The organism is Xanthomonas cannabis pv. cannabis (genome assembly GCF_000802365.1).
Taxonomy (GTDB): domain Bacteria; phylum Pseudomonadota; class Gammaproteobacteria; order Xanthomonadales; family Xanthomonadaceae; genus Xanthomonas; species Xanthomonas cannabis.
Genome location: NZ_JSZE01000003.1, coordinates 43,224 through 54,805, shown reverse-complemented (window position 1 = coordinate 54,805; position 11,582 = coordinate 43,224). Strand labels below are relative to the sequence as shown.

Annotated in this window: 8 protein-coding genes; 1 reads left to right on the top strand and 7 read right to left on the bottom strand. The window is 65.1% G+C overall.

The genetic code is table 11. The features are described 5' to 3' along the window. Positions 1–24: 24 nt before the first annotated feature. The 6 genes from OZ10_RS00855 to OZ10_RS00830 all read right to left on the bottom strand — a co-directional run bounded on the left by OZ10_RS00855 (position 25) and on the right by OZ10_RS00830 (position 8,680). Entirely contained in the window at positions 25–921 is an 897-nt protein-coding gene (locus tag OZ10_RS00855) for a DUF58 domain-containing protein (RefSeq protein WP_039563677.1), read from the bottom strand. Between the two features lie 10 nt (positions 922–931). Continuing rightward, a complete protein-coding gene (locus OZ10_RS00850; protein ID WP_039563676.1) occupies positions 932–1,924 on the bottom strand; it encodes an AAA family ATPase in 993 nt (330 codons plus the stop codon). Between the two features lie 103 nt (positions 1,925–2,027). Continuing rightward, positions 2,028–2,825, bottom strand: coding sequence for a DUF4159 domain-containing protein (locus tag OZ10_RS00845; RefSeq protein ID WP_081419204.1), 798 nt, complete (start codon positions 2,823–2,825; stop codon positions 2,028–2,030). A gap of 21 nt (positions 2,826–2,846) precedes the next feature. Beyond that, entirely contained in the window at positions 2,847–4,181 is a 1,335-nt protein-coding gene (locus OZ10_RS00840; protein WP_039563674.1) for a TldD/PmbA family protein, read from the bottom strand. Positions 4,182–4,195: 14 nt separating this feature from the next. Then, positions 4,196–5,830 (bottom strand): TldD/PmbA family protein, encoded by a 1,635-nt coding sequence (locus OZ10_RS00835; protein WP_039406515.1) that lies wholly within the window; start codon positions 5,828–5,830, stop codon positions 4,196–4,198. Positions 5,831–7,051: 1,221 nt separating this feature from the next. After that, positions 7,052–8,680, bottom strand: a complete 1,629-nt coding sequence (locus tag OZ10_RS00830; protein WP_039563673.1) for a TldD/PmbA family protein — start codon at positions 8,678–8,680, stop codon at positions 7,052–7,054. Between the two features lie 423 nt (positions 8,681–9,103). Here OZ10_RS00830 and OZ10_RS00825 point away from each other — a divergent pair, with 423 nt between their 5' ends. Then, positions 9,104–10,300 (top strand): right-handed parallel beta-helix repeat-containing protein, encoded by a 1,197-nt coding sequence (locus tag OZ10_RS00825; RefSeq protein WP_236726932.1) that lies wholly within the window; start codon positions 9,104–9,106, stop codon positions 10,298–10,300. Positions 10,301–10,621: 321 nt separating this feature from the next. Here the strand turns inward: OZ10_RS00825 and OZ10_RS00820 are convergent, their stop codons facing one another. Next, positions 10,622–11,578 carry an AraC family transcriptional regulator gene (locus OZ10_RS00820; RefSeq protein WP_039563672.1) on the bottom strand — a complete coding sequence of 319 codons (957 nt, stop codon included), beginning with the start codon at positions 11,576–11,578 and terminating at the stop codon, positions 10,622–10,624. Between the last annotated feature and the right edge of the window lie 4 nt (positions 11,579–11,582).

The following is an 11,582-nucleotide window of genomic DNA, read 5'->3' as shown; positions in this document are numbered from 1 at the left end:
GCACGGCGCACTGCACCCGCACGCTCATCGCGTCATGCCCCGGGCAAACACCTGGCGCAGGGTGGCGTCGGGCGGTGCATCCAGATAGTGCACGGCGTGCGCGATGCCGGCGGCCTGCCAGCGTGCCTGACGCGCGCGCTGGGCGGCGGCAAAGCGCTGCAGGTAGTCCGCGCGCATCGCCGCGCCATCGCCGAGCAGTTCTTCGCCGGTTTCCGGGTCGCGGAAGCGGTGGCCGCCATCGAACGGGAAATCGCGCTCATCGCAGGTCAGCACCTGCAGCTGCACCACGTCGCGGCGGGCGGCGGCGAATTTTTCCAGTGCGCTGGCCAGTTCTTCATCGAAGCCGTCGCCGATGGACAGCAGCAGGTCGTGTGCGGCGATGCGTTCCCATAACGGACGCACCGCATCCAGCCCCGGCCAGCGGCCACCGGCGCGCAGGCCGTGCAAGGCCAGCCACAGCCGGTCGCGCTGGCGGCTGCCGACACCGGCCGGCACCGCCACCAGGCCGCCGCCATGCAAGGCATACAGCCCGACGCGATCGCCCTGCTGCAGCGCCACCTCTGCCGCACAGGCGGCCAGCGTGGCCATCGTGTGCAGGCGGGTGTGGTCCGGGCGCGCGCTGTCGGCCTGCCCGGCCGATGCGGTGGCATCGAGCAGCAGCCACACGGTGAGCGGGCTTTCGCGCTCGGCTTCGCGCACGAAAAAGCGGTCAGAGCGTGCGTACAGCTTCCAGTCGATCTGGCGCAGCGCATCGCCCGGTTCGTAAGCGCGGTATTGGGCGAATTCCAGACCGGCGCCGCGGCTGCGGCTGGCGTGCTGGCCGATGCCGTGGCCGCCCTGGGCCTGACGCGCCCGCAGCTGCAGGCCGCGCAGGCGGCTGCGCACATCGGCTGGAATCAGCGCCGGCAACGGGGCGTGCATGTCGTTGCGCTCAGCCCGGGTACGGCACGGCATGCAGCAGCGCAGCGACCACATCGTCGGCGCTGCGCTGTTCGGCCTCGGCGGCAAACGACAGCAGCAGGCGATGGCGCATCACCGGTGCTGCCAGCGCCAGCACATCCTCGCGGGTGGCAGCCAGGCGCCCGTGCAGCAGGGCACGGGCCTTGGATGCCAGCACCAGCGATTGCCCGGCGCGCGGGCCGGCGCCCCACTTGACCCACTGCCGCACCGCGTCGCCGGCCTGCGGGCCGGGCCGGCTGGCCCGCACCAGGCGGTTGATCCAGGTCAGCAGCTCCGCGCCCACATGCACATCGCGCACCTGTCGCTGCAGCGCCTGCACACTGGCCGCGTCCATCACCTTGGGCACCTGCGCGCCGGCGCTGCCGGTGGTCTGGCTGAGGATGTCGCGCTCTTCCTGCTCGCTGGGGTAATCCACCCGCACATGCAGCAAAAACCGATCCAGCTGCGCTTCCGGCAACGGGTAGGTGCCAGCCTGTTCGATCGGGTTCTGCGTGGCCAGCACGAAGAACGGCGACGGCAACGCATAGGTGGTGCCGGCATAACTGACGGTGCGCTCGCTCATCGCCTCCAGCAGCGCCGCCTGGGTCTTGGGCGGGGTGCGATTGAGCTCGTCGGCCAGCAGCAGGTTGGTGAAGATCGGCCCCTGCTGGAAACGGAAATGCCGATGCCCGGTGCCATGGTCTTCTTCCAGCAACTCGGTGCCCAGGATGTCGCTGGGCATCAGGTCGGGGGTGAATTGCACGCGGCGGAACTGCAGTTCCAATGCCTGGCCCAGCGAGCGCACCAGCAGCGTCTTGCCCAGGCCGGGCGCACCTTCCAGCAGGCAATGGCCGCCGGCCAGCAGGCCGATCAACAGTTGTTCCACCACCGCGTCCTGCCCGACCACGGCATGGGCCAGCGCGGCGCGCAGTGCGCCAAGTTGCGAAAGCTGGGCGCTGAGGGTGTCTTCGTTGGGGGAGGTCATGGAAAACGTCTCGTTATGTGGCTGCTGGTGCAGGAGCGCGCTGGCGCGCGATGTGGCGTTATCGATACGGCATCGCGCGCCAGCGCGCTCCTACGGATCGATGTCAGTTGGTCAACGCATACATCACGATGTTGACGCCGAAGCGGGTGTTGTCTTCGGCCAGGAAGCGCTTGTTGCGCCAGTCGTAATCCCATTCGCAGCCGTAATCCTTGTTGCTGTACAGCACTCCCAGCCGGCCGTCGATGCTGATGCCCTTGAGGTAATCGTGCACCAGGTCATCGCCCCAGCCATTGAGCTCGAAGCTGGTGGCCGGCGGGCCATCGGGAAACTTGAAGAACGCGCTGTAGAGGCGATGCGACTTGGGCAACTTCTGCAGTGCGGTCTTGCCGAAGATGGAGGCCATCTGCGCTTCGAACGAGGTGGCGAACAGGCCATCGATGTCGTGGTTGCAGTCGTCCACGAACACGAAGCCGCCATTGCGTACGTAGTGTTCGAAATTGCGCCGCTCGGCCGGATTGAACTCCACCAGCTTGTGCCCGGACAGATAGCAGAACGGCGCCTGCAGCATGCGCGGGTCGGCCAGATCCAGCACATGCTCCTCCGGGTCCACGCGCAACTGGGTGTAATCGATCAACGAGGTGATCAGGTTGGACGGCATGCGCGCATCCACATCCCAATCGCCCGAGTCATACCGCAGCCGGGTAAACCAGAAATCGTAATTACCCGCCGCCCGTGCCTGCCGCGGTAGCGCCAACGCAGCGACGCTACCGAGCAGCAGACCGAGAAAGTGGCGGCGATCAGCCAAGCGCGGCACCGGGGATCGGAGCGCTGGAACAACACGTGCCGGCAAGATGACGGGCGCAGGAGAGCTGCGTGCGCTCTTCGAATCCCGAATCCCCATTCCCGAATCCCTGCCCCTCACTCACACCGCATCCGACAATGAGGTAAACGTAAAATCACGCAGCCGCATCGGCGGAATCATCATCACGAAGCTGGATTCATCGCCAGCCACGCGCACCGGCTTGCCGAGTTCGTCGATGTTATTGAGCATGATCACCGGCGATTCGTTGAAGCGGAAATTCTTCACCGGATACTTGATCTGTCCGTTCTCGATGTAGAACGTGCCATCGCGGGTGAGCCCGGTGAGCAGCACGGTCTGCGGGTCGACCATGCGGATGTACCAGGTGCGCGTGACCAGGATGCCTTTCTCGGTACCGCGCACCAGCTCGGCGATGTTCTTGTCGCCGCCGGCCATCAGCAGGTTGCCCGGCTCGCCGACCGCACGCTTGCCGTTCTTCTGCGCCCAGAAACGCGAATACTGCAGGTTGGCGATCTTGCCGTTTTCCACGATGGCCATCTTCTCGCGCGGCAGGCCTTCCTCGTCCCACGGCAGCACCGCCGCGCGCGCATCCCACGGGTCGGCGGTGATGTTCACGCGCGAGTCGTAGACCTGCTCGCCGAGCTTGTTGCCGCCGCCCTTCTTGGACAGGAAGCTGCGGCCTTCGTCGGCGCGGCGTGCGTCGAAGAAATTCATCATGAAGGAGATCAGCCCGGCCGCCGCGGCCGGCTCCAGGATCACCGTGTACTTGCCCGGTTCCAGTGCCTTGGCCTCGGACGAGTCGCTGGCCTTGCGCATCGCGATGCGGATGTCCTGCTCGGCCTTGAAGTCGGCGGCATCCTTCAGATTGCGGCCCACCCAGCCCGAACCTCGGCCATCTTCGGTGCGCACGGTGCAGGTGTAGTCGAAGCGCGCACCGCGCTGGTAGCCGAAGTTGCCCTTGCTGTTGGCGAACGCGGTAAAGCTCTGGCCGTCTTCCAGAAAGCCGGCGGCGATCAGGCCCTTGCCCTTGCACGGTGCGATCGAATCGGCCGCGACCTGCGCACGGAACGTCGGGTCCACCGCTGCCGTGGACTCGCTGAAGGTGGGGCTGGGTTTGTAGGTCTGCTTGTCGACCGCCGGCATGAACTCGGGGTTTTCCGGGGCCAGCCGCGCCAGGTCTTCGGCGCGACGCACCACCCGTTCCAGCGAGGCGTCATCGAACTCGTTGATGGTGGCAACGCCCACGCGCTTGCCGAACGCCACCTGCACCTGCAGGTCGGTGTTGTCGACGATGCCGCTGGTGGACACGTTGTTGAGCGCAAACCGGATGTTGCCGTCGATCGAGCCGGTGAGCGTGGCGGTGCACTCGTCGGCCTTGGACAGCTTGATGACCTTGTCCAGAATGGCCTTGGCCTGCGCTTCGGTAAGGATGCTCATGTGGGTTTCTCCTGTCAGCCGAGCGAGCGGGCGGTGTTGATGACGTTGATGCCGTCGAAACGGGCGGTGGACGACCCATGCGAGACCGCCGAGACCTGACTCGGCTGGCCCTTGCCGTCGAAGAACGAACCGCCCAGGCGGTAGTCGCGCTGATCGGCCACGGCGCTGCAGGCATTCCAGAATTCCGGCGTGCGGATCTGGTAGGCCACGTCTTCGAGCATGCGGGTGATCGCACCATTCTTGATTTCGTAGAACAGCTGCCCACCGAACTGCGCGTTATAGCGCTGCTGGTCGATGGAGAACGAGCCGTCACCGATGATGTAGATGCCGTTTTCCACGTCCTTGATCAACTCGCTCACGCTCAGCGGCGTCTTGCCGGCCGCCAGCGACACGTTGGCCATGCGCTGGAACTGCACGCTCGACCACGAGTCGGCATAGCAGCAGCCATCGGACGCGGTCTTGCCCAGGATATGCGCCTGGTCGCGGATGGCCTGGTAGTCCACCAGCTTGCCGTCGCGGATCAGGTCCCACTGCTTGGTCTTGACGCCTTCATCGTCGTAGCCCACCGCGCCCAGGCTGCCGGGCTGGGTTTTGTCGGCCAGGATGTGCACCTTGTCGCTGCCGTACTGGAAGTTGGCCTTGAGCTTGTCCAGCGTGGCGAAACTGGTGCCGGCGTAGTTGGCCTCGTAGCCGAGCACGCGGTCCAGCTCCAGGGGGTGGCCCACCGACTCGTGGATGGTCAGCCAGGTATGCGAGGGGTCCAGCACCAGGTCGTACTTGCCCGGCTTCACCGATGGCGCCTTGAGCTTTTCCTGCGCCTGCTTGGCCGCGGCGATGGCGTCTTCCTTCATGTCGTAGGACAGGCCGTAATTCACCACACCGTTGGGCGAGACGAACTTGCCGGATGCGGCGCCATCCAGATATTCGTAACCCATGCCCATGGGCGCGGATAGACCATCGCGCGTGCGGAACTTGCCGCTGACCTTGTCGATGGCGGTCACGCTCATCGGGGCCCAGATGCGGTGCACGTCCTGGTCGATGTAGGAGCCGTCTGTGCTGGCGAAATATTTCTGCTCGTTAACCACGAACAGCATCGAGTTGACGAAGTTGGCGCCGGCCGCGGTAGCGGCGGCGTTGACGCCGAGCAGCAGGTCCACCTTGTCCTTGATCGGCACTTCCATCGCGTTCTTCTTGATCGGCGTCTTCCAGCTGACTTCGCCAACGCCCGGCGTTGGTGCCAGCTGCACCGGCGTGCCCTGCACCTTGGCATTGGCCTTGGCAATCGCCGCTGCCTGCGCGGCGGCCTTGGCCACGCCTTGTTCGGTGAGCTCGTTGGTGGCGGCAAAGCCCCATGCACCGCCCACGATCACGCGGACGCCGGCCCCGATGGATTCGGTGTTGACCACGTTCTGCACCTTGTCTTCGCGGGTAATCACGAACTGGCGCAGATAGCGGCCAATGCGCACGTCGCAATAGCTCGCCCCTGCCTGACGCGCAGCGTTCAAGCCGGCGTCGGCCAAGCGCTTCTTGCGGCCCACATCGAAGGGTGTCAACAACTGCTCGGCGGCGATCGCCTTGCCGAAATAGGCCGGCACGATCAGCCCGCCCATGGTCAGCCCGGTGAGGGCCAGGAAATCACGTCGCTGCACGGGCAACTCCCCAATAGTCCCGCGCGGCGCGCAGGTGGTGTGGTGATGCGTGGAGCGCTCCACGCGGCATCGCCGATTCTTGCCGGGCGATGATTGCTGCGTCAAATGACTTTCGGCAGGGGTCCGTGATCAGGTGGAATACCGGCATGCATCGCGTGGTGCGGCTTGGCCGCCTGCGAACGTGGCGAGCGCCGCTGGAGGAACGTAGACCGCGCGATCGTTTTGCCACGCAGGTCAGTCGATTCGTCGCAGGCCGGATCAACCTGCCACGTTGCTGCAAGGACCGTCCACGATGGTCGGTGCGCAGAGCGTCAAAAAGAAACCAGCAACATGGCATTTTCGTTATTCAACACACCACCGGCCAACTGTCTGGCGTGGTGTCCTCGCCTCGACAAGACTTCAATAGAACAAATTGATCGCGATACGCACGCACGATGCAGTCGTCGCTACCTGATTGCTCGATCCAGGTAAATCAGGCGCAAAGCGGATTATCTGCGCCTTTGCTGCAGGGCCCTTGCCCGCCCACCATCGCAGGACACGCTGCAAGTACATCCATGTAGCTCCGTGGCGGCATCCATGCCGCCAAGGGTCCCGCGACGGTGGGCGGGCAAGGACCAGTCGAGATGGTCGGTCCGCATGGATCTCAACAGCGACTCGCAAGCTGGCTGCGTGGTGACCTTTGCTTTTCGAAAAAACCACCAACCAACTGTCTGGCGTGGTGTCCTCGCCGATTGCGGGACCGTGTGGCGGCATGGATGCCGCCACCGAGCCTACAGGGACGTACTTGCGGCGTGTCCCGCGAGCGGTGAGGGCACCGCGCCCTCGATCAGGCTTGAAGCTTGAAGATCACCAAGCGCTCGCGATAAGCACCATGCAGGCGTTGCTATCTGATTGCTCGCTACGGACAGGTCAGGCGCAGAGCGTACGGTCTGCGCCATTCCTGCAGGGCCCTTGCCCGCCCACCATCGCGGGACACGCTGCAAGTACGTCCATGTAAGCTCCGTGGCGGCATCCATGCCGCCAAGGGTCCCGCGACGGTGGGCGGGCAAGGGCCAGTGGAGATGGTCGGTGCGCGCAGGTTTCAACAAGCAGTCTGCAAGCTGTCGACGCGACATTTTTTTCAACAAAACCACCAGCCGACACTCGTTGATAGTAGCGCCCCACCTACTTCCACGTAAGACTGCCTTAGCAAAGACACTGCCACCCGTTTGCTCGCAGCCCTCACCCCAACGAACGCGCGGTATTGATCACATTGATGCCATCGAAGCGTGCGGTGGATGACCCATGCGAGACTGCCGAGACCTGGCTCGGTTGGCCCTTGCCATCGAAGAACGAGCCGCCCAGGCGGAAATCGCGTTGGTCGCACACCGCGCTGCAGGCATTCCAGAACTCCGGCGTGCGAATCTGGTAGGCACCGTCTTCCACCAGCCGCGTGACCTGGCCATTTTCAATTTCGTAGAACAGTTGCCCGCCGAACTGCGCGTTGTAGCGCTGCTGATCGATCGAGTACGAACCGCGCCCGTGAATGTACAAGCCGCGCTCGACGTTCTTGATCATCTCGGCAACACCAAGCGGTTGCTTGCCTGCCGCCAGCGAGACATTGGGCATGCGCTGGAATTGCACGTTGGACCACGAGTCGGCGTAACTGCAGCCATCGGAGGCCGTCTTGCCGAGCAGGTGCGCCTGATCGCGCGTGCATTGGTAGTCGACCAGGATACCGTCGCGCACCAGATCCCACTGTTTGGTCTTGACGCCTTCATCGTCGTACCCCACCGCGCCCAGGCTACCCGGCTGGGTGCGGTCGGCGACGAAGGTCACCGCGTCACTGCCCCAACGAAACTTGGCATCGCGCTTGTCCAGCGTAGCGAAGCTGGTGCCGGCGTAATTGGCCTCGTAACCCAGCACGCGGTCGAGCTCCAGTGGGTGGCCAACCGATTCGTGGATGGTGAGGAACAGATTGCTCGGGTCGATCACCAGATCGTACTTACCGGCCTTCACCGACGGCGCGGTGAGTTTGGCGCGCGCCTGCCTGGCCGCGGCAATCGCATCTTCGCGCGCGTCGTAGCTGTGGCCGTAGCCGATCAGCCCGCCTGGCAGTTGATGCTTCTGGCTGGCATCGCCATCAAGGTATTCGTAGCCCATGCCCATCGGCGAAGACAGCCCGTCGCGGGTGCGGAAGGTGCCGCTGGCCTTGTCCACTGCGGTAACAGTGAAAGGGAGCCACAAACGATGCACGTCCTGGTCGATGTAGGAGCCATCGCTGCTGGCAAAATATTTTTGCTCGTTAATCGCAAACATGCGCGAAGCCACGAAGGTGGCACCAGCGTTGAGCGCCGCGGCATTGACGTCCATCAACAGCGCCACCTTGTCCTGCAGCGGCACTTCCATGGCGTTCTTCCGGATCGGCGTCTTCCAGCTGACCTGCCCGGCCGGGGTCACCGGCGCCAGTTGCACCGGCGTGCCGCCCAAGCGCGCATTCGCCTTGGCGATGGCCACCGCCTGCCGCGTGGCCGTGGCCACGCCATCGCTGGTCAACGTGTTGGTGGCCGCAAAGCCCCAGGCGCCATCGGCCAGCACGCGCACCCCCACGCCACTGGATTCGGCGTTGACCACGTTCTCCACCTGCGCCTCGCGAGTGATCACGAACTGGCGCAGATAGCGCCCCACGCGCACATCGCAGTAGCTGGCACCGGCGGCCTTGGCGGTGGTGAGCGCGGTGTCGGACAAGCGCCGGTTGCGGGCCGCATCGTTCGGCGCCAGCAGCTGCTCGGCAGCGATCAGGCGCGTATGCGGCAGCAGCAGCCCGGCAGCACCGATGCCGGACAGGGTGAGGAAGGTACGACGGTCCACGGGTGGTCTCTCCGATCGATGCCTGTGGGGGAAATTCCACACGCCACTGCCCGAGACTTACCGCGCACGCCGGATTGGTCAAGTGCCGACTACCGCACGTTTCGTGTCGCGTGCGCGCCTGCGGCAGAATACCCGTCGCCAAAACCGAACCCGAGTGCTGGTGGCAACAGCGCGGCGTCGCTAGTCTGCGCGGCTGCAATCGATACGTCGATGCGGCCTCGCCGCGGCGACCCACCGCGCCGCCGCCACCTTCTCACTCAGTTCCAGGGACCATCCGATGATCACCACCTCCCGCCTTGCCGTCGTGGCGATGGCACTTGCAGTGTGCATGCCCACCTCGCTGGCGTTCGCGGCCGATTGGTATGTCTCGCCTAACGGCTTGGACAGCAATGCCGGCACGCGGGCTGCGCCCTTGCCAGCGTGATGGCGGCGCAGGCCGCCGCGGCCAGCGGCGACACCGTGTACCTGCGCGGCGGCACCTATCGCCCCACCAACGCGAATGTCAGCGTGAGCGAGCGCACCTACGCCATCGTCAACGACATCACCAAGGATGGCATCCGCTACGTCAATGCCGCCAACGAGCGCCCGGTGTTTGACTTTTCTGCAGTGACGCCGGCAGATCGCCGGGTGGCGGCGTTCCGCGTCCGCGCCAGTAACTGCGTATTTCGCGGCTTCGAGGTGATCGGCGTGCGCATCACCATCGCCGACCGCCTAACCCAGTCCGAAGCCTTTCGTGTGCAGGGCGGCAACGGCAATCGCTTCGAGCGGCTGGTCATCCACGATGGGCAGGCGATCGGCTGGTATCTGGTGGCGGGCAGCAACAACCAGGTGCGCAACGTCGATGCGTACAACAACAAGGGGCTGAACACGTTCTCCTACGGCAACATCGATGGCTTCGGCGTGCATCCCGGCGCCGCCGGCGCCGCCGGCGCCGCCGGCAGCGCCGGCAACCGCATCGAGGGCAGCCGTGCCTGGAACAATAGCGACGACGGGTTCGATCTGATCAACGCCTGGGAAGCGGTCACGCTGGAGCACAACTGGGCGTTCCGCAACGGCCTGGATACCGATGGTACGCCGCTGGGCGACGGCAACGGCTTCAAGGCCGGCGGTTTTGGACGCAACGGTAGCGTGTACCCGCAACCGGTGCCGCGCCATCGCATTGCCTTCAACCTGGCGGTCGGCAACCGCACCAATGGCTTTTATGCCAATCACCAGATCGGTGGGCAGGACTGGATCAGCAACACCGCCATCGGCAATGGGCGCGCCAACTTCGACATGCTGTCGACCCTGGCGGACAATCGCACCGACGTGGCTGGCTACGATCACACCCTGGCCAACAACCTGGGCTACGGCACGCGCACCGAGATCGCCAACCTGGGCGCCGCCACGGCCAACGAGATCGGGCGCAATTCCTTCAGCATTCCGCTGGTTGCGATTGCACGTGACTTCGTCAGCCTGGATGAGCGCCAACTCACCCGTCCGCGCCAGGCCAACGGCGATCTTCCGATGATCACCTTCGCCACGCTTGCGCCCGGCAGTGCGTTGATCGATGCCGGTGCCGACAGCGGTGCGGCATTCAACGGGCGTGCGCCGGACCTGGGAGCCTTCGAATCGCTCTAGCGATGGCGCAGGCGATTTCGCAGCGACGATTCGGTCTTCCGGCGCGTCGACGGAACGGAGGAACGATGCGCGACGCGCGGCGTGACCGGTGAGTGCGAAGCATAGAACGGACTGCGACGAGTCGATGGCTTGCCTGCGTCAGCATCGTCGATGCACCTTGCACAGCGCCGGTGGTGTGGTGGCAGATCATGGTGCCCGGTGGCACCCGATGTGCCTTGGTACCCATGTCGGCGAACATTCCGCAAGATCCGGTACACCATCGCGAGACTGCGGGCCAGCCCGGGCCCTGTCTGCCTGGCAGGCAGGGTCCGGGCGGCGGTGCTAGGGCTTTACCTGCTTGGGTGCATGCCCGAAATACGCCTTGAACGCGCGGCTGAAACCAGCTTCGGACTGATAGCCCACCCGGCGCGCGGCATCGCCCACGCCGACATTGCCGGAGCGGATCAGATCGTCGGCCACGCTCAACCGCCACAGTGCGATGTAGCGCATCGGCGGCTCGCCGGTGACCTGCACGAACTGTTGCGCCAGTAGCGAACGCGACAGGCCGGCATGCCGGGCGAGCTGCTCCACGCTCCAGGGGCGATACGGATCGGCATGGATGGCGTGCAAGGCAAGACCGACGCGCTCGCCGGCCGCGCTGGTGAGCCAGCGCGATTGCTGTGGATGCAAGTCGGCCCAGCTGCGCAGTGCGCGGATCACCAGCAGATCGATGATGCGCGAGACCATCAGCTGCGCCCCGGGCCGCACCTCGTGCGCTTCGGCCATCAAGAAATGCGAGAGCAGGCGCAACCATTCGGGCACGCGTCCGGCATCGCCCGGGATATGGATCAGCGTCGGTAGTGCCCGCATGATCGGCGGCAATGGAAGGCGCTCGTAGCGAAAGATGCCGCCGATGACGCTGGCCATCGCAGCGCCCTCGCCGTGACGGATCTTCAGGCGCGCCGGGTCGAACCGGTCGGCTGCAAAAAAATCCTCGGCACTGCGTGCCGGGCGCTGCGCTTGCGACAGCGTGTGGCCACAGCCATGTGGCAGCACGACCAGATCGCCGGTCTGCAGCTGCAGTGGTGCACCGTCATTTGCAGTGATCCATAGCGAGCCCGCCTCGACAAAATGCAAATGCGATGGCCCGGCCGGCACCCGTGCGTGCATGCCCGCCGCCAGCTCGGCGCTATACACGCCATCACCCTGCAGGCGGATCAAGGTGAGCAGTTGCGACAGGATGTCGGCGCGCGCGGGCTGGGCATCGCCTGCCGCCTGCGGCGCTGGAGGATCGGTCATGGAA

Excerpts from the sequence above, each read along its gene's own strand:
- OZ10_RS00845 (WP_081419204.1), bottom strand. The coding sequence starts at position 2,825 with ATGGGGATTCGGGATTCGAAGAGCGCACGCAGCTCTCCTGCGCCCGTC.
- OZ10_RS00855 (WP_039563677.1), bottom strand. The coding sequence starts at position 921 with ATGCACGCCCCGTTGCCGGCGCTGATTCCAGCCGATGTGCGCAGCCGC.
- OZ10_RS00825 (WP_236726932.1), top strand. The coding sequence starts at position 9,104 with ATGGCGGCGCAGGCCGCCGCGGCCAGCGGCGACACCGTGTACCTGCGC.
- OZ10_RS00850 (WP_039563676.1), bottom strand. The coding sequence starts at position 1,924 with ATGACCTCCCCCAACGAAGACACCCTCAGCGCCCAGCTTTCGCAACTT.
- OZ10_RS00820 (WP_039563672.1), bottom strand. The coding sequence starts at position 11,578 with ATGACCGATCCTCCAGCGCCGCAGGCGGCAGGCGATGCCCAGCCCGCG.
- OZ10_RS00840 (WP_039563674.1), bottom strand. The coding sequence starts at position 4,181 with ATGAGCATCCTTACCGAAGCGCAGGCCAAGGCCATTCTGGACAAGGTC.